The sequence below is a fragment of the Rhizobium acidisoli genome, from assembly GCF_002531755.2.
GTDB lineage: Bacteria > Pseudomonadota > Alphaproteobacteria > Rhizobiales > Rhizobiaceae > Rhizobium > Rhizobium acidisoli.
This window is the reverse complement of the sequence record NZ_CP034998.1, coordinates 3,409,211-3,427,037: the sequence shown is the minus strand read 5'-3', so window position 1 is coordinate 3,427,037 and position 17,827 is coordinate 3,409,211. Positions and strand designations below refer to the sequence as shown.

At 62.1% G+C, this 17,827-nt stretch carries 15 protein-coding genes; 14 read left to right on the top strand and 1 reads right to left on the bottom strand.

Annotation, left to right across the window (positions count from 1 at the left end; all coding sequences use genetic code 11):
• The first annotated feature begins 102 nt into the window (after positions 1-102).
• Positions 103-756 (top strand): thiamine phosphate synthase, encoded by a 654-nt coding sequence (locus CO657_RS16820; protein WP_003585734.1) that lies wholly within the window; start codon positions 103-105, stop codon positions 754-756.
• 10 nt (positions 757-766) lie between these two features.
• Complete coding sequence (locus CO657_RS16815; protein ID WP_003585732.1) at positions 767-1,849, top strand: tetratricopeptide repeat protein; 1,083 nt, start codon at positions 767-769, stop codon at positions 1,847-1,849.
• Positions 1,850-1,887: 38 nt separating this feature from the next.
• Here the strand turns inward: CO657_RS16815 and CO657_RS16810 are convergent, their stop codons facing one another.
• Positions 1,888-3,630, bottom strand: coding sequence for a chemotaxis protein (locus CO657_RS16810; protein ID WP_184694950.1), 1,743 nt, complete (start codon positions 3,628-3,630; stop codon positions 1,888-1,890).
• A 341-nt stretch (positions 3,631-3,971) separates the two neighbouring features.
• On the opposite strand from CO657_RS16810, the gene CO657_RS16805 reads away from it, so the two are divergent.
• From CO657_RS16805 to CO657_RS16745, 12 genes are all read left to right on the top strand, one after another.
• Positions 3,972-4,301 carry an STAS domain-containing protein gene (locus CO657_RS16805; RefSeq protein WP_003585728.1) on the top strand — a complete coding sequence of 110 codons (330 nt, stop codon included), beginning with the start codon at positions 3,972-3,974 and terminating at the stop codon, positions 4,299-4,301.
• On the top strand, positions 4,298-4,666 hold the full coding sequence (locus CO657_RS16800; RefSeq protein ID WP_003585726.1) for a response regulator: 369 nt from the start codon (positions 4,298-4,300) through the stop codon (positions 4,664-4,666). Before CO657_RS16805 ends, CO657_RS16800 begins: the two co-directional genes overlap by 4 nt.
• The gene (locus CO657_RS16795; protein ID WP_054185084.1) at positions 4,663-6,702 is read left to right on the top strand and encodes a chemotaxis protein CheA; all 2,040 of its coding nucleotides are present in this window, start codon (positions 4,663-4,665) and stop codon (positions 6,700-6,702) included. The genes CO657_RS16800 and CO657_RS16795 overlap by 4 nt, the downstream gene beginning before the upstream one ends.
• Positions 6,699-7,211, top strand: a complete 513-nt coding sequence (locus CO657_RS16790; RefSeq protein WP_003585722.1) for a chemotaxis protein CheW — start codon at positions 6,699-6,701, stop codon at positions 7,209-7,211. Before CO657_RS16795 ends, CO657_RS16790 begins: the two co-directional genes overlap by 4 nt.
• Positions 7,212-7,243: 32 nt before the next feature.
• Entirely contained in the window at positions 7,244-8,953 is a 1,710-nt protein-coding gene (locus CO657_RS16785; protein ID WP_054185123.1) for a methyl-accepting chemotaxis protein, read from the top strand.
• 240 nt (positions 8,954-9,193) lie between these two features.
• Positions 9,194-11,116, top strand: coding sequence for a HAMP domain-containing methyl-accepting chemotaxis protein (locus CO657_RS16780; protein ID WP_054185083.1), 1,923 nt, complete (start codon positions 9,194-9,196; stop codon positions 11,114-11,116).
• A 214-nt stretch (positions 11,117-11,330) separates the two neighbouring features.
• Positions 11,331-13,139 (top strand): methyl-accepting chemotaxis protein, encoded by a 1,809-nt coding sequence (locus tag CO657_RS16775; protein ID WP_054185082.1) that lies wholly within the window; start codon positions 11,331-11,333, stop codon positions 13,137-13,139.
• 2 nt (positions 13,140-13,141) lie between these two features.
• Complete coding sequence (locus CO657_RS16770) at positions 13,142-13,618, top strand: chemotaxis protein CheW (RefSeq protein WP_003590275.1); 477 nt, start codon at positions 13,142-13,144, stop codon at positions 13,616-13,618.
• A 29-nt stretch (positions 13,619-13,647) separates the two neighbouring features.
• Positions 13,648-14,505, top strand: coding sequence for a CheR family methyltransferase (locus tag CO657_RS16765; RefSeq protein WP_054185081.1), 858 nt, complete (start codon positions 13,648-13,650; stop codon positions 14,503-14,505).
• A gap of 7 nt (positions 14,506-14,512) precedes the next feature.
• Positions 14,513-15,610, top strand: a complete 1,098-nt coding sequence (locus CO657_RS16760) for a protein-glutamate methylesterase/protein-glutamine glutaminase (RefSeq protein ID WP_003590277.1) — start codon at positions 14,513-14,515, stop codon at positions 15,608-15,610.
• Between the two features lie 197 nt (positions 15,611-15,807).
• Positions 15,808-16,608, top strand: a complete 801-nt coding sequence (locus CO657_RS16750) for an inositol monophosphatase family protein (protein ID WP_003566429.1) — start codon at positions 15,808-15,810, stop codon at positions 16,606-16,608.
• Positions 16,609-16,720: 112 nt separating this feature from the next.
• Positions 16,721-17,824, top strand: a complete 1,104-nt coding sequence (locus tag CO657_RS16745) for a MotA/TolQ/ExbB proton channel family protein (protein ID WP_054185080.1) — start codon at positions 16,721-16,723, stop codon at positions 17,822-17,824.
• The last annotated feature ends 3 nt before the right edge of the window (positions 17,825-17,827 follow it).

Below are 17,827 nucleotides of genomic sequence, written 5' to 3'. Positions count from 1 at the left end.
GACGTCCTCCTCTTGCAAGCCTCGTCTAACGGAACTACTCACACAAAACGAGTGCGGATCCCTCCTCTCAACGGGGAATTCGCGAGGAAACGGAAAGACCTGATGACCGAACCGGAAAACCGCTGCCGCCTTGTGCTCATCGTCCCCGATATTGCCGATGCCGATGAACAGGCAAGGATCGTTGCCGACGCGCTGAAGGGCGGCGATGTCGCTTCGGTGATCGTGCCGCAATACGGGCTCGACGACGGTACCTTCCAGAAACATGCGGAGAAGCTGGTGCCGCTGATCCAGGATGCCGGGGCGGCCGCCCTGATTGCAGGCGACAGCCGCGTGGCAGGACGGGCAAAGGCCGACGGCCTGCACCTTTCCGGCAATGCCGAGGCACTTTCGGAAGCGATCGAAAAACATGCGCCGAAGCTGATCGTCGGCGGCGGCAACGCAGCCGACCGGCACAATGCGCTGGAGATCGGCGAGGCCAGGCCGGATTATATTTTCTTCGGCAAGCTCGACGGCGATATCAAGCCGGAGGCCCATCCGAAGAACCTTGCGCTCGGCGAATGGTGGGCCTCGATGATCGAGATTCCCTGCATCGTCATGGGCGGCACCGATCCGGCCTCTGCGCTTGCCGTCGCCGAGACCGGAGCGGAATTCGTGGCGCTGCGGCTGGCTGTCTTCGGCGAGCCCAACCGGGCGCCGTCTATCGTCGCCGAAGTCAACGCTTTGCTTGACGAAAAAGCGCCACGGTTTGAGGATTGAAATCGCGCTCATGCCGATCCCCACCGCCCGCCCGTTGAAATTTATCCTTGCCAGCATGGCCGCCTTCGTTGCGGCCGGACCGGCTGTCGTCTTGGCGCAGGCCACCGACAGCGTCATCAGCCAGCCGGGCTCGGCCCCGGCCTCGACCTTCCGCACCGACCGGCCTTCCGCTCCGGGTGTGCGGCCCTCCGATGGTGTCGGCGTGTTCGACCGCATGGGTGCGAAGCTGCCGGACCTGCCGCCGGAGAAGGATTACAAGGGACCTGTCGACGAGGCTTACGGCGCCTTCCAGCGCGGTTATTACCTGACGGCAATGGACAAGGCGCTGCCGCGCGCTCAACTCGGCGATGCAGCGGCGCAGACGCTGATCGGCGAAATCCTCTCGCAGGGGCTTGGTGTCAAGAAGGACGTCAAGAACGCCGCCTTCTGGTACGGCAAGGCGGCCGAAGGCGGCGATGCGGCGGCAATGTTCAAATATGCGCTGATCCTGATGGAAGGCCAGGGTGTGCCGCGCGACAAGGTCAAGGCCGACGACTACATGCGCAAGGCGGCCGAGGCCGGCAATCCTTCGGCGGAATTCAACTGGGCGCAGCTTGTCATCGCCGATCATCCCGGCGATACGGGACTGAAGCTCGCGCTGCCATTCTACGAGAAATCGGCCGAGCAGGGCATTGCCGATTCGCAATATGCCGTGGCGCAGATCTATGCGACGCTGAAGGACTTGCCTGAGGAAAAGAAGCAGCTCGCCCGCGAGTGGATGGCACGTGCGGCGCGCGCCGGTTTCGACACGGCCCAGCTCGATCTCGGCATCTGGCTCGTCAACGGCGTCGGCGGGCCGAAGGATTACGTCAAGGGCTTCGAATGGCTGAAGCTTGCCGCCAATGGCGGCAATGTCGTCGCTCAGAACAAGCTCGCCCACCTTTATATCAATGCCATCGGCACGGCGCCCAACCCGGTCGAGGCGGCGAAGTGGTACGTCCTGTCGCGCCGGGCGGGGCTCGCCGATCCGTCGCTCGAGGATTTCTATCTCGGCATCGAGGACGATCAGCAGAAAGCGGCGATCGAGGCCGCCAACAAGTTCCGGCGGCGATAGATTACAGCATCCTTTGCGCGTCCTAACCGGGAACGATCTTAAAACAGCGCGTCGGCGAAAAGATCCTCATCGTTTTCGGCTCTGACGGTCTCGGCGGGCGCCGGGGTGCTGTCTTCGCAGGCCGGGATGATGTCGCGGTGGATGCTGCGCTCCTGGACCATCGTATAGTGTTTGAAGATCTTGCGGTCGAGCGGAGCGATCGCATCAGTAAGATCGGAGATATCGGCGACTTCGGTGCCGGCGACGCTTTCGAGCAGATCGGCGCAGCGAGCAAAGACTTCGCCGAGGTCGCGCTGGAAATCGAGCTTGCCGATCAGCAGGCTGATCTTGGTGGCGACCTCGCGGCCGTTCTCGGCGAGCACCTTCAGCTCATTTTCCATCATATCGGCTGCGGAGCGGATGTTGCCGACGGCCGATGTCAGGCTTTCTCCGAGACCGCCGGTCCCGACATCGGCGGCGGGGGCGACGCGCCCGGCCGCGGCTTCGAGTGCCGGCAGCCCGGTGACGATGGCATCGGCAGATTCGTCGAGCTTGCCGGCGAAGATGCGCAGCTCGGCGGTGACGACGTTGATCGACCTGCCTTCCTCGCCGAGGCGGCTGCAGCGCAGGTTGGTGTTCAAAGCCATATAGTGAATGTCGGTCTTGACGGCGCGGATGTTGGCGATCGCTTCGGAGAGCTTGGCAGCCGTGCCGATCGTCGACTGACTCACCTGGTCGGCCTGCCGGCTTGCCGTGTCGACCTGCTTGACGATTTCGTGGGCGGCCGAAACGCTGGATTCCAGCGCGCGCATGAAATTGCCGCCGGCTTCGCCGCTCGCACCGCTCATCTGGTCGCGCAGCTTGAGGATCTCCCGCATGTCGTGGTCGAAACTGGCGATCGTCTTGACGACATTCTCCGAATCCCGCTGGAAATTGGCGCACATGTCGCTCATCTGCGCTGCGGTGAGATGGTGGATAACATTCTGCAGGCGCTTGCGCGCACCGGCATCGAGCTTCGCGCCCTCCTCGCCGGCAAAGAATTCCTCAAGCAGCGAAAGGGTGGCTTGCACATGCTCGATGCGCTGGCGGGTAATGTCGCCGATCTGCAGGGCAGAGAGCGTCGAGGCGACCTTGCTCTGGACGCCGCGGGCGATCGCGCCGACCTCGCGGGCGACGACGCCGAGATGCTTGCGGTGTTCGGCGATCTTGGCGGCATCGTCGCGCAGGGCGGCGGCGACGGCCGGAACGGTATCGGCATAACCCTTGGAGACGCTGGCGCCGAAGGAGGCGGCGAGTTTGACCTCCTTGTCGAGGCTGTCGAGATGGGTGGCGAAACGGTTGACTTCATCGGTGCCGGAATAGATTCGCTCCAGGATCTCCTGCGCGAAGCCGGCGAATTCGGCAAGGCCGGCGCCGGTGATCTTCACGGTTACGGCAAAGGTTCTGAGATAACGCATCGTCTCCTGCATGTCGGAGACATGCTTGCGCAGTTCCCTGCCGGTCTGCGCCAGCGAGACGAGCGCCTGCTGGCGGTTTTCCTCGGTGACCGGCAGCGCCGTCAGGCTCTCCACCGTGGCACGGAGATCGGCGCCGGTATCGCTCGACTCCCCATTGTCGAGCGCTGCGGTGACACTCTCAAGAGAATTCAACAGACGGTTGAGAACATCCATCACCGAAAGCAGGACCGTGCCGCCTTCGAGAAAACGCTCCTCGACCCGGCCGCGGGCGGATTCCAGGGTCCGGCCGATGTCCCGTCCGGATGTGTAGGCTGCAGCGGTCGGCGATACCAGAGCGTGTGCCAACATTTATCCCTTTTCTTAAACACAGGCATATTCGACTCTCGTTTTACGGGCAGGATGGAAACGTCCGGTAAACGCGCCGGACTCGTCAGCGTTGTGATTAACGAAAGATGTGGATGGCGCGCCACCCCAGCCTCGTGGCCGGGTAATATTGCTTAACCCGCTGCTTTTATTTTATTTGTTTCTAAATTTGGAGAAAAAAATACAACTTATTCCGGATGAGAATTCGGAGTCTCAAGACTCGTTATACGGCAGTTTCCTACAACCGCTGTTTACCCCGCATTAACGCTGCCGTGAGAGTCCTTTTAGGGCCGTCAAGTATTTCTCTGGCCGGGGAGGCTGCGTTGGACACTCCTAAACAATATTACGAATCTATAAATTTGCCTGACGTGCTGAGTATTCGCTCCGCGTCCGAACTATATTCAAAATTTATCGATGAATTTGATAGCAACGATACAATCGTAGTTAGCATTTCCGAAAGTGCGGAAGCCGATCTGAGTTTCATTCAGCTCATAGAGTCAGCGCGCCGCCAAGCAAAAGCTGACGGGAAGACGTTCAAACTTTCTATGCCTGCTCGCGGCTCGGTGCTCAAGGTACTTGAACGCGCAGGTTTCATTGAATCCTTCGATCAAGAAGACGAAAATTTCTGGTTGCATAAAGAGGTAAAGTTATGAGTGCAAATATCCTGACTGTCGACGATTCCGCCAGCATCCGCCTGACCACCAAGGTCACGCTGAGCAATGCCGGTTACAGCGTCACCGAAGCCGCCGACGGGGCCGAAGGCCTGGCGACGGCCAAGGGTGGCCGCTTCGATCTGATCGTGACCGATCTCAATATGCCGGTCATGGACGGCCTGACGATGATCGAGGAGCTGCGGAAACTGCCCGGGCAGGCCGGCGTCCCGATCATCTTCCTGACGACGGAATCGGATGCGGATCTCAAGGCTCGCGCCAAGGCCGCCGGCGCGACGGGTTGGCTCACCAAGCCGTTCGACCCCGAACATCTCGTGAAGATCGTGAAGAAGGTTCTCGGACGATGAGCACGCTCGATCCCGTTGCCGTGTTCCGCATGGAGGCTGCCGAATGCCTTGAAGCGATCGAGGCCGGTCTTCTCGACCTCACTCACCAGCTCGACAACAAGGATCTCGTCGACGCCGTGTTCCGCGGGCTTCACACGCTCAAGGGCTCCGGCGCGATGTTCGGTTTCGAGGCGCTCGCCGCCTTCACCCATCATTGTGAAACCGCCTTCGACCGCGTCCGGAAGGGCGAGGTCGCGGCGACCAGCGAACTCGTCGCCGCCGTGCTTGCCGCCCAGGACCATATGCGCGCCCTCGTCGACCAGCCGGACGCCGATCACGGCGATACCGGCAGCAAGCTTCTGGCGCAGTTGCAGACGGCCGTCGGCGGCAAGCCGGCGGCGCCGGCTGCCGCACCGGCCGCTGTTGCCGTACCCGCGGTCGTGCGTGAAGTGTCGGTGAAGAAGAAAAACAGCTGGCGCATCCGTTTCAGCCTGCCGGCCAACTCGATGGCCAACGGCACCAACCCGCTCGGCCTGCTGGACGAGCTGCGCGATCTCGGCGAATGCACCGTGCGCGCCAACACTTCGGCCATTCCGCCTCTTGGCGAGCTCATGCCGACGGAACTCCATATTTCCTGGGACGTGATGTTGACCACCGAGCAGGGCCGCTCAGCGATCGACGACGTCTTTATCTTCGTGCTCGACGATATGGAACTCAGCGTCGAGGAGATCGACGGGCCTGCTACGGCAAATGTCGCCCTGGTCGAGCCAAAGCCAGCACCTGCGCCTGTCGCCGCGGTCTCCGCGGCTGTTCCGGAGTTTCGTCCCGTTGAAGCGGTGCCGGCCAGGCGCGAGCCGCCCGCCGCCGTAAGTCAGGCGAAGGCGGCCGAGAATGTCCGCGTTCCGGCCGAGCGTCTCGACGAGTTGATGGACCGCGTCGGCGAGCTCGTCATCGCCCAGTCGCGCCTCAGCCAGCTTGCCAGCGCCAGCGCCGATATCGCGCTACGCTCCGTCTCGGAAGAAATCGAACGCCTGTCCGGTGAATTGCGCGACACGATGATGGTGCTGCGCATGGTGCCGGTCGCAACCCTCTTCTCCCGTTTTCGCCGCCTCGTCCACGATCTCGCTCGCGAAACCGGCAAGGTGATCGAGTTGGTGACGGAGGGCGAGAGCACCGAAGTCGACAAGACGGTCATCGAGCGACTGGCCGATCCGCTAGTACATCTGGTGCGCAACTCGATTGATCATGGCCTCGAAATGCCTGCCGATCGGCTTGCCGCCGGCAAGACCGAAGCCGGCACGGTGACGCTTTCGGCCCGCCAGGCCGGCGGCGAGGTGATCATCTCGATCAAGGACGACGGCCGGGGCATCAATCGCGAACGGGTTCGCGCCAAGGCCGAATCCTCCGGGCTTATCCAACCCGGACAGCCTCTCTCCGATCCAGAGCTGCTGCAGCTGATCTTCGCTCCCGGCTTCTCGACGGCCGCGGCGATCACCAACCTGTCCGGCCGCGGCGTCGGTATGGACGTGGTCAAGAAGACGGTCGAAGCGCTTCGCGGCGCGATCGACATCGTCAGCGTGCCGGGACAGGGCTCGGAAGTGTCGCTGCGCATTCCGCTGACGCTTGCCATCATCGACGGCCTGCTGGTGCGTGTCGGTTCCGGCCGCTACGTCATCCCGCTCTCGGCGGTCGAGGAATGCCTAGAACTTTCGCTCGAGGAAGATCTCCGCTCGCGCGGCCGCAGCTTCATCTCGCTGCGCGACAGCCTGGTGCCGTTCCTGCGCCTGCGCGATCTCTTCCGCACCGGCACGAAACCCGATGTCCATCAGAAGGTCGTGGTGATTTCAACCGGCACGGAGCGCGTGGGCCTCGTCGTCGACCAGATCATCGGCGACCACCAGACGGTCATCAAGTCGATGTCGAAACTGCATAACGACGTCGCGACATTTTCGGGCGCGACCATTCTCGGCGACGGCAGCGTCGCCCTCATTCTCGACGTCGGGCACCTGGTTGCCGCGGGTCAGCAACAGGAGGCGCAATTGCGGGTAGCAGGATGAGCGCAACAGCAGCAACAGCCGAACGATTCGACAATCATTGGAGCTATGCCGAGGAAGTCGAGGTGCTGACCTTCGATCTCAACGGCGAGACCTTCGCGCTGGAAGCGGTCATCGTCCAGGAAATCCTCGACCTGCTTCCGGAGACCGCGGTGCCGGGAAGCCAGCCCTTCGTCGCCAGCGTCATCAACTTCCGCGGCAAGGTCATTCCACTGGCCGATCTGCGTCTCGCCTTCGGGATGGAAGCGGCAGAGGCGACGATCGACAGCCGCATCATCGTCATCGAGATCGATCTGCAGGGCGAGCAGACGCTCGTCGGCCTCAGGACCGACAAGGTGAACGAGGTGACGACACTTGCAAAATCCGCGAGCGAGGCGCCGCCGAGCATCGGCATGCGCTGGCGCGCCGACTACATCAACTGCCTGGTGAAGAGGGGCGGAGAGTTTATCATTCTCCCGAATCTCCAGGCCATTTTTTCATCGAGGCATAAGGCGGCGGGAGCCGCCAGTTGACGCCGGATGAATTCAAACGTGGGGGTTTGACGATGCGAATGACAATAAAGACGAAACTGGTGACGGCGTTCACCTTCATCATTCTGATGCTGGTGGGCACCGCCGCCTACGGTGTCCTCAGCCTTGGATCGCTGAACGACACCATCGATAGACTTCTCTCCGGCCCGGCAGCCCGTCTCGATCTCGCGCAGCAGATCAACATTGCCCAGCTCGAGGCCATCCGCCAGCAGAAGAACCTGCTCACCGCCCGGACCGCGGATGAGACGGCCGGTTCGATCGCCAAGGGCGATCAGGCCCGCAAAGAGTTCGCCGACGCTTTCGGCCAGGTGCTGGCGCTGGCAACGGAAGAGGGCAAGGCGCGCTGGGCGCGCATCGCCGAGCTTTCCAAGACCTTCAATGCAGCCGATGATCAGATTCGCGACTATGTGAAAGCCGGCAATGCCGAAAGCGCAAATACGATTTCCGTCACCACGGCGCGGGCCGCTGCCAACGACATCGACGCCACGCTCAGCGAAATCCTGACCCTTGAAAAGCAGCGCATGAAGGCTGCCAACGACGGTGCTGAAGCGCAATATATGACGACACGCACGACGATGGTTGCGGTGGCCGCCGTAGCTCTGCTGATTGCCGCCGTCACCGCCTTCTGGATCGCCAACTCGATCAGCAAAGGCCTCAACCGCGCCAACAATGTGGTGCGCGAAGTGTCGGAAGGCGATCTGACGAAGATGGCCGATATCACCAGCCACGATGAAATCGGCGAGCTTCTGGGCAACGTCAACACGATGATCGAACGCCTGCGCGGTGTCGTCGCTGACGCTTTGTCGGCTGCCGACAACGTCTCTTCCGGCAGCCAGCAGCTTTCGGCAAGTTCGGAACAGGTGTCGCAGGGCGCCACCGAACAGGCCGCTTCGGCCGAAGAGGCTTCCGCTTCGATGGAGCAAATGGCCGCCAACATCAAGCAGAATGCCGACAATGCCGCCCAGACGGAAAAGATCGCCCGCCAGTCCGCCAAGGATGCCGAGATGAGCGGTGAGGCGGTGACGCGCGCTGTCGACGCTATGCGCACGATCGCCCAGAAGATCAGCATCGTCCAGGAAATCGCCCGCCAGACCGATCTGCTGGCTTTGAATGCCGCGGTCGAAGCGGCGCGTGCCGGCGAACACGGCAAGGGCTTTGCGGTCGTCGCCTCGGAAGTGCGCAAGCTTGCCGAACGCAGCCAGTCGGCGGCGGCCGAAATCAGCTCGATGTCGAGCGATACGGTCAAGGCCGCTGCCGATGCCGGCGACATGCTCGGCCGGCTGGTGCCCGATATCCGCAAGACGGCCGAGCTGGTCTCCGAGATCAGTGCCGCCTGCCGTGAACAGGATATCGGCGCCTCGCAAATCAACGAAGCGATCCAGCAGCTCGACAAGGTGACGCAACAGAATGCCGGTGCCTCCGAGCAGATGTCGGCGACCTCGGAAGAGCTCGCGAGCCAGGCGGAGGAACTGCAGACCTCGATCGCCTTCTTCAAGGTCGATACGGCAGGCAGCGCGCGGCCCGACGCCCGCAAGGCGCAGCCAAAAGCGTCGCCCAAGGGTCTCCATTCCTCGCCCTCTGTCCGCAGGCCCGCTCCGCAAGCCTACGGACAGGGCCGCGGCCAGACGGTTTCGGCTCAGCAGCAGCGTCTCAAGGGTTTTGCTCTCGACATGTCGATGGGCGGTCCAGACGCCGGCGATGACGACTTCAGGGAGAGCGCATAGGCGCTCCCCCGGGGAGAGCGCGTAAGCGCTTTCGCCAATGTGATCCTCGGGTTGCTCCAGCGGCCCGAGGCGGGAATACCCCCAACGCGTGTAGGCGTTGGTGCTGCGATCGATAGATGTCGGCCACCGGGAAGCGAATGAGTCGCTTGTCCCCTTTCCGACACATCCTTCCAAGCTCGACGTCCCGCCAGGGGGACATGTCTCTCTCCATTCGTTTTGACCGCAAATCGGGGGTATCACATGCGTTTCACCATCAAACTCAAACTGGGCCTTGCGTTCGGCATCATGACGCTGCTGCTGATCGGCATCGCCGTCTACGGAAGCATGAGTCTCGGGACTTTGAATGATGCAAGCGGCCAGATGATCAACGGCTCAGTCCGTCGTCTGGAGCTGGCACTGACCGCCAATGTTGCCGAAGTCAACGCCATTCGTTCCCAGAAGAACGCACTTCTCTCCACCGATTCCGAAACTGCTGCCGGTTTCTATAGGGACGCCGACCAATACCTGCAGGAGATGTTCGGCGCCGTCGACAGCGGTCTTGCCATCGCCTTGCCGGAGGGGAAGCCATATTGGGAGAAGTTGCAGACGATCGGCGCGAAGTTCCGCGAAAGATCCGCCGAACTGCAGCAACTTGACGCAAAAGGCGACCAAGCCGGCGCGCTGGCCCTTTCACTGGGTGACCTGAGAACAATGACCGACGATATGGGCACTGCAATCGCGGCTCTCGTCGAAATCCAGCGCAAAGGAATGAAGGCGACCGCTGCTTCAAACACTGAGCTCTATGGCTCGACCAAGCTGATCCTCGGCAGTGCTTCCGGCATTGCAGTGCTCATCGCGCTCGGCGCCGCCTTGTGGATTACCCTTGGTATCAACAATGGTCTGCGAAAGATCACGATGGTCGCAAACGCCGTCGCAATCGGTGACCTCAACCAGAAAGTCGATGTCAAGACCAACGACGAGATCAAGGATCTTATCGATACGGTGAACGCCATGACCACCAATCTGCGCGCCACGGCGGCCCTTGCCGACCAGATCGCAATGGGTGACCTCAGCACCGATGCAAAGCCGCTTTCGGACAAAGATGCGCTCGGCATCGCCATGCAGAGCATGATCTCCAACCTTAGAACCACCGCCGGCATCGCCGATCAGATCGCAAACGGCGACCTGACGGTGTCCCCGAAGCCACTCTCCGACAAGGATGCGCTTGGCCTCGCCCTGGAGCAGATGGTCGAGCGCCTGCGCGGCGTCGTTGCCGATGCGATCTCAGCGGCGGAAAATGTCTCTTCCGGCAGCCAGGAGCTTTCAGCAAGCTCCGAGCAGGTATCGCAGGGCGCTACCGAACAGGCGGCTTCCGCCGAAGAAGCTTCTGCCTCGATGGAAGAGATGGCGTCGAACATCAAGCAGAATGCCGATAATGCGGCCCAGACGGAAAAGATTGCTCGCCAGTCGGCAAAGGATGCGGAAGCCAGCGGCGAGGCCGTTTCCCGCGCCGTCGATGCCATGCGCACGATCGCCCAGAAGATCGGCATCGTCCAGGAGATCGCCCGCCAGACCGATCTGCTGGCTCTCAATGCCGCCGTGGAAGCGGCGCGTGCCGGTGAACACGGCAAGGGCTTTGCGGTCGTGGCCTCCGAGGTGCGCAAGCTTGCCGAACGCAGCCAGTCGGCGGCAGCCGAAATCAGCTCGATGTCGAGCGATACGGTAACGGCCGCTCAGGAAGCGGGCGAAATGCTCGGCCGCCTGGTGCCGGACATCCGCAAGACGGCCGAGCTGGTTTCCGAGATCAGTGCGGCCTGCCGTGAACAGGATATCGGCGCGGCGCAGATTAACGAGGCGATCCAGCAGCTCGACAAGGTAACCCAGCAGAACGCCGGCGCCTCCGAGCAAATGTCTGCAACCTCGGAAGAGCTTGCGAGCCAAGCCGAAGAGTTACAGACGTCGATCGCTTTCTTCAAGGTCGATATGGCGGGCGGACGCCGTGAGCGCGCGCCGGTGGCAAAGGCTGTCGCCCGCAGCCGGCCTCAGGCCGCCCCGCGCAAGCCGGCCACCAAGTCGCCGGTCAATACGGTCGTCGGCCAGCAGGCCCGCGTGAAGGGGTTTGCGCTCGACATGTCGATGGGCGGTCCCGACACCGTGGATGACGAGTTTAGGGAGAGCGCGTAGCGCCGCCTCTGGGGAAAGCTTGGGCACTCCCCCTCACAGCTGTCGCGGGCCGGCTAGTATGGCCCGCGACCTAGGTTTCCGGCGCTTGCGGGCGCCGGGAATGAAAGTCCGCCGATTTTTGGCGGCCTGTCTTGCCTGCCGGAATTTCTTTTGCTGCATGATGCCGCGCCCCCGGCCCACATTTATTGCTTCGCTCTCTGAGAGGAATATTGAGATGCGTATTACGATCAAACTTAAGCTCGCAGCCGCGTTCGGCTTTGTCATTTTATTGCTGGTGGGCAGCGCGGTTTATGGGATCATCAGCCTCAGCTCGCTGAACGACGCTGTCAGCGACCTTGTTTCTGGTCCTGCAAAAAGGCTGGAACTGGCTCTGGAAGCAAAGACTGCCGAGCTTAATGCCGTTCGCTGGCAGAAAAATGCCCTTCTGGAAATGAATCCCGAAGTGGCGATGAAGGACTATCAGAACTCGGCGAAAAGCAGGGATGAAATGCTCGCCTTCGCGACAAGCGGTCAGCAACTCGCAACTGCCGAGGGCAGGCCTTCCTGGGACAGGCTGATCGATCTAGCCAAACGCTTCGACGAGAGCTCCAACAAAGTCGCCTCCCTCCAGGAAAGCGGCGACAGGGCCGCGGCCGCGGCGCTATCGTCGGGAGAAGTTCGCGCTGTCGTCACGGAACTCGAAGATGTTTTTGAGACGCTCGTCACGCTTCAGCAGAAGTCGATGACGCAAGCCGATAATGACACCGACGTTCTCTATAGTTCGACGAAGAACACGCTGATCGGCATCGCGCTCGGCGCTTCCCTAATCGCTTTCGCCGCTGCGCTTTGGATTGCGCTCGGCGTCAACAGCGGTCTGCGCAAGATCATGAATGTTGCCGCCGCCGCCGCCATCGGTGACCTGAATCAGAAGATCGAGATCAAGAGCAACGACGAGATCAAAGATTTGGTCAACACGATCAATGTCATGATGGATAATCTCCGCAACACCGCTGAGATCGCCAACCAGATTTCGAACGGCGACCTGACGGTATCCCCCAAACCACTTTCCGACAAGGATATGCTTGGCTTGGCGCTTGAGCAGATGGTCGAGCGCCTGCGTGGCGTGGTTGCCGATGCTGCCGCGGCCGCGGAAAATGTTTCGGCCGGCAGCCAAGAACTGTCTTCGAGCTCGGAACAGGTATCGCAGGGGGCCAGCGAACAGGCCGCTTCGGCTGAAGAGGCTTCCGCCTCGATGGAACAAATGGCTGCCAACATCAAGCAGAATGCCGATAACGCTGCCCAGACGGAAAAGATCGCCCGCCAGTCGGCCAAGGATGCGGAGATGAGCGGCGAAGCGGTGTCGCGCGCCGTGCAGGCGATGCGGACCATCGCCGAGAAGATCGGCATCGTCCAGGAAATCGCCCGCCAGACGGACTTGCTGGCGCTCAACGCCGCCGTCGAAGCGGCGCGTGCCGGCGAGCACGGCAAGGGTTTTGCGGTCGTCGCTTCGGAAGTGCGCAAGCTTGCCGAACGCAGCCAATCGGCCGCCGCCGAAATCAGCTCGATGTCGAGCGATACGGTCAAGGCCGCCCAGGACGCCGGCGACATGCTCGGCCGGCTGGTGCCCGATATCCGTAAAACGGCCGAGCTGGTTTCGGAAATCAGCGCCGCCTGCCGCGAACAGGATATCGGTGCCGGCCAGATCAACGAAGCGATCCAGCAGCTCGATCGGGTGACGCAGCAGAATGCCGGCGCCTCCGAGCAAATGTCTGCGACCTCGGAAGAGCTCGCAAGCCAGGCCGAAGAGCTGCAGACGTCGATCGCCTTCTTCAAGGTCGATACGGCCGGCGATCGCCAATCCCGCATGCCGGCCGCCAGGGTAACGGTCCGCAGCTCGGCGCCCGTCGCCGGCCGCAGCCTCGGCGGCAGGAAGCTCGCCGCCAACAGCGTCGCCGGTCAGCAGGCGCGGGCAAAGGGCTTCGCTCTCGATCTCTCCATGGGCGGTCCCGATGATGGGGACGTCGAATTTAAGGAAAGCGCCTGATCATGGCTCCAACATCTCTGGAAGCGCAATTCGTGACCTTCAGCCTCGGCGAGGAGATTTTCGCCGTGCCGGTCGAGGTCGTCCGGGAAATCCTCGACTATGCGGAAGCTTTCAAGATTCCGAATGGTCCCGACTATCTGCTCGGCCTGCGCGATGTGCGCGGGCAGGGCGTGCCGACGATCGATCTTCGATTGAAGCTCGGCATGACGAAGACCGAGCCGACACCGCATACGCGGGTGCTCGTCCTCGACGTGCCGATGGAAAGCCGGCTTCTCACTCTCGGCCTCGTTGCCGACCGCGTCTTCGAGGTCACGCCGTTTCGGCGTGACCAGATCGAGGCGGCGCCCGATATCGGTGTGCGCTGGCGTTCGGACTATATCGCCGGCGTCGTTCGCCGTGAAAACGGCTTTGTCGTCATCATCGATCTCGCGCGGCTGCTGTCGCGCGAGGACGCCTCTGCACTGCAATCGGCGGCCTGACCGCCGCGTCACTCGGAGTATTGCGTTTCATGAGTATGGCAGCAGCGGTGGAAACCCAATTGCCGGGCGACCGGATCAGCAAGCGCAATTTCGACAAGCTTGCCCGGTTCATCTACGACTATAGCGGCATCAAGATGCCCCCGGCCAAGCTGACGATGCTCGAGGGGCGGCTGAGGCGCCGCCTTCGGGCAACCAATCATGCGACCTTCGACGATTATTGCGACTTCCTGTTCAATCAGGATGGCCTTGCCCAGGAAACCGTCTACCTGATCGACGTGGTGACGACCAACAAGACCGACTTCTTCCGCGAAGCCAAACATTTCGACTATATGCAGAGCGTGGCCTTGCCGGCGATCGCCGGCAGCGGCGTCCGCACCATTCGTACCTGGAGTTCGGCCTGCTCGACCGGCGCCGAACCCTATACGATGGCGATGGTGCTGGCGGAATTCACCGAAGGCCGTAACGACGTCTCCTACAGCGTGCTGGCGACCGATCTTTCCACCGACGTGCTGCAGACGGCCCGCCGGGGCATCTACCCGGAAGATCTCATCGCGCCGGTGCCGCGCGACCTGCAGCGCAAATACGTGCTGACGGCCAAGCAGCCGGATCGGCGGGAGGTGCGCATCACGCCGAAACTGCGCAGCAGGATCGGCTTTGCCCGCATGAACCTGATGGACGAGAAATACCCGATCGGCGAGCCGATGCACGTCATCTTCTGCCGCAATGTGCTGATCTACTTTGACAAGCAGACTCAGGCCGGCGTGCTCAACCGCCTCTGCGATTGCCTGGCGAAGGGAGGGTACATGTTCATCGGCCATTCCGAATCGATCACCGGTTTCGATCTGCCGTTGAAGCAGGTCTCGAACACGGTGTTTCAGCGCATTTAGAGGCTTCATGGCTAAGAAAATCCGCGTTCTCATCATCGACGATTCCGCGAGCATCCGTCAGACACTGACGCATGTGCTGGAGCAGGATCCCGATATCGAGATCATGGCGGTGGCGTCCGACCCCTTCGTGGCGGCGCGCAAGCTGCTGGAAGAAATCCCCGACGTCATCACGCTCGATGTCGAGATGCCGCGCATGGATGGCATCACTTTCCTGCGCAAACTGATGGCGCAGCGGCCGATCCCTGTCGTGATGTGCTCGTCGCTGACGGAAGCCGGTTCGGAAACGCTGATCCAGGCGCTGGAGGCCGGCGCTGTCGACGTCATTTTGAAGTCGAAGATCGGGGCCGCCGACAGTCTTTCGGATGATGCGATACGCATTCGCGAAATCGTCAAGAGCGCCTCGCATGCTCGGCTTACCACCGTCCGCCGCGCTGCCGGAACCATCCGCTCGGCTTCGGCCGACGGGCCGACCAAAAAGCTGACGGCGGATGCGATGCTGCCGCCGCCGACGGGGCGGGCTATGGCGAAGACGACGGAAATGGTCGTCTGCGTCGGCGCCTCCACCGGCGGCACCGAAGCGCTGCGCGAGTTTCTGGAGGAGCTGCCGGCAAATGCGCCCGGCATGGTGATTGTCCAGCATATGCCGGAAAAATTCACCGCCGCCTTCGCCAAACGGCTGAACGGTCTCTGCGAGGTCGAGGTCAAGGAAGCCGTCGACGGCGATCCCGTGCTGCGCGGCCACGTGCTGATCGCGCCAGGCGACAAGCATATGCTGCTCGAACGCCAGGGTGCGCGCTATTATGTGAGCGTAAAGACCGGGCCGCTGGTATCGCGGCACCGGCCTTCCGTCGACGTGCTCTTTCGTTCGGCGGCGCGCTCGGCCGGCTCGAACGCCATGGGGATCATCATGACCGGCATGGGTGATGATGGTGCGCGCGGCATGCTGGAAATGCATGAGGTGGGCGCCTATACGGTGGCGCAGGACGAGGCGAGTTCGGTCGTTTTCGGCATGCCGAAAGAGGCGATCGCCAAGGGCGGGGTCGACCGTATCCTGCCGCTCGATCAGATCGCCCGCGAAGTGCTGATGGCGCAGCAGAAATTCTGAGACTGTTTGTCAGACAGTCCAGTATCGATCCCGGTTTCCGGCACAGGATGGCAGCCATGCGTGTGTCCCCTTGAAATTTCCCTGATTTTGTGGTCTTGAGGCCGCCAATCTTTGCAGCGCTGCCTGTCATGCAAGTTCAGGGACACTTCCCGCCCCTGGCAGCGCGCACCTCGTATCAGTCCCAAGGAAATGCGCCGATGGCCCGTTCAGCTCTTCTCAATGTCATGGTTCAGGCTGCCCTCAAGGCAGGAAAATCGCTGGGGCGTGATTTCGGTGAAGTGCAGAACCTGCAGGTTTCGGTGAAGGGACCGGGTGACTTTGTTTCCACCGCCGACCGCAAGGCCGAGAAGATCGTCAGGGAAGAACTGCTCAAGGCGCGTCCGACCTATGGCTTCCTCGGCGAGGAAAGCGAGGAGATCAAGGGCACGGACGGCGCGCATCGCTGGATCGTCGATCCGCTCGACGGCACGACGAACTTCCTGCACGGCATCCCGGCCTTCGCCGTCTCGATCGCGCTCGAACGCAATGGCGAAATTGTCGCCGCGGTCATCTTCAATCCGGCGACCGATGAACTCTATACCGCCGAGCGCGGGGGCGGCGCCTTCCTCAACGACCGGCGCCTGCGCGTCGCCGCACGTCGCGCGCTGTCGGATTGCGTCATCGGCTGCGGCGTGCCGGCGCTCGGCAAGCGCAATCACGGCAAGTTCCTGGTCGAGCTTCGCCACGTGATGGGCGAAGTGGCGGGCATCCGCCGCTTGGGATCGCCGACGCTCGATCTCGCCTATGTCGCCGCCGGGCGTTTCGATGGTTTCTGGGAGGCCGAGCTTGCGCCGTGGGACATGGCGGCCGGCATCCTGCTCATCCGCGAAGCCGGCGGATTCGCCACCGATTGGGACGGCGGCACGGCCATTCTGGAGAGCGGCGCGATCGTCGCCGGCAACGAAGCCATCCACAAGGCGCTGATCGAAGTCGTCAAGCGGCCAATTCCCGCCAAGTGAGCGGACGAAAATCCGGCTGTTGTAAAGTCACGGTTTTCGCCTCGGCATACTTCAATTCGGCACAATGTTGCTCTAGTCTCCGCCAGCAATGACTCCGGAGGCAGCGGACCCTATGGAAAATGTGAATGTGGCGGAGATCGGCTCCACCGAAAAGACGGCCAGCGGTTATGCCTACAGGCTTTCGAGCCCCATGCCCTTCCTCTGGACGATGCTGCTTTTCCTCGTCATCGTCGGTTTTATCGCCGCTATCCTCTTCCGGCAGACGCAGACCGCTTTCATGCACAATCCGGGCCTCAACGGCCTGATCGTCGGTGTTCTCGCAGTCGGAATCATTCTTGTTTTCAACCATGTGCTGGCGCTTCGCCCCGAAGTGCGCTGGTTCAATTCGTTCCGCGCCGCCGGCAGCGCCGACAAGGTCAACCGCAATCCGCGGCTGCTCGCGCCGATGCGGGCGCTGATCGGCAGCCGCAAGTCCTCGGTGGCGCTATCGACGACGGCGCTGCGCTCGATTCTCGATTCCATCGCCACCCGCCTCGACGAATCGCGCGATGTCTCGCGCTACCTGATCGGCCTTCTCGTTTTCCTCGGCCTGCTCGGCACCTTCTGGGGCCTGATCGGCACGATCGGTTCGATCAGCATGGTCATCCAGTCGCTCGATGCCGGCTCGAACGGAACGGGGGATGTGCTCGCGGCGCTGAAGGAAGGGCTTTCCACGCCGCTTTCGGGCATGGGCCAGGCCTTTTCCTCCTCGCTGCTCGGTCTTTCCGGCTCACTCATTCTCGGCTTCCTCGACCTTCAGGCCGGCCGCGCGCAAAACCGCTTTTACATGGAGCTGGAAAACTGGCTCTCCTCGGTCACCGATGTCGGCTCCGACCTGGCGCCGGCCCTCGACGCCGTTGCCGGCGCTTCCTCGGACGATATGCGTGCGCTCTCCGATTATCTGCGCAAGGTCTCCGAAGAGGGGGGCGCCGGCAGCCAGCGCTCGGTCGCCGCCATGGCGAGCCTTGCCGAAGGCATTCAGGGTCTGGTCAAGAACATGCGCAACGAGCAGCAGATGCTGCGCGACTGGATCGAGGCGCAACAGGACGAGGCCAAGGCGATGCGCCGCACGCTCGACCGGCTGGCCGAACGCATCGGCGTTCAGGAGCGCGCCGGCGACCGGAGCGAGCGCGTGCGCGACCGCGCCAGCCAGGCAGAAAAGAGCGAGGGCAAGTAAGCC

Bases quoted from the DNA above. Each gene is read 5' to 3' on its own strand.
- CO657_RS16820 (WP_003585734.1), top strand. From the start codon at position 103: ATGACCGAACCGGAAAACCGCTGCCGCCTTGTGCTCATCGTCCCCGAT.
- CO657_RS16815 (WP_003585732.1), top strand. From the start codon at position 767: ATGCCGATCCCCACCGCCCGCCCGTTGAAATTTATCCTTGCCAGCATG.
- CO657_RS16800 (WP_003585726.1), top strand. From the start codon at position 4,298: ATGAGTGCAAATATCCTGACTGTCGACGATTCCGCCAGCATCCGCCTG.
- CO657_RS16795 (WP_054185084.1), top strand. From the start codon at position 4,663: ATGAGCACGCTCGATCCCGTTGCCGTGTTCCGCATGGAGGCTGCCGAA.
- CO657_RS16790 (WP_003585722.1), top strand. From the start codon at position 6,699: ATGAGCGCAACAGCAGCAACAGCCGAACGATTCGACAATCATTGGAGC.
- CO657_RS16785 (WP_054185123.1), top strand. From the start codon at position 7,244: ATGCGAATGACAATAAAGACGAAACTGGTGACGGCGTTCACCTTCATC.
- CO657_RS16780 (WP_054185083.1), top strand. From the start codon at position 9,194: ATGCGTTTCACCATCAAACTCAAACTGGGCCTTGCGTTCGGCATCATG.
- CO657_RS16775 (WP_054185082.1), top strand. From the start codon at position 11,331: ATGCGTATTACGATCAAACTTAAGCTCGCAGCCGCGTTCGGCTTTGTC.
- CO657_RS16770 (WP_003590275.1), top strand. From the start codon at position 13,142: ATGGCTCCAACATCTCTGGAAGCGCAATTCGTGACCTTCAGCCTCGGC.
- CO657_RS16765 (WP_054185081.1), top strand. From the start codon at position 13,648: ATGAGTATGGCAGCAGCGGTGGAAACCCAATTGCCGGGCGACCGGATC.
- CO657_RS16760 (WP_003590277.1), top strand. From the start codon at position 14,513: ATGGCTAAGAAAATCCGCGTTCTCATCATCGACGATTCCGCGAGCATC.
- CO657_RS16750 (WP_003566429.1), top strand. From the start codon at position 15,808: ATGGCCCGTTCAGCTCTTCTCAATGTCATGGTTCAGGCTGCCCTCAAG.
- CO657_RS16745 (WP_054185080.1), top strand. From the start codon at position 16,721: ATGGAAAATGTGAATGTGGCGGAGATCGGCTCCACCGAAAAGACGGCC.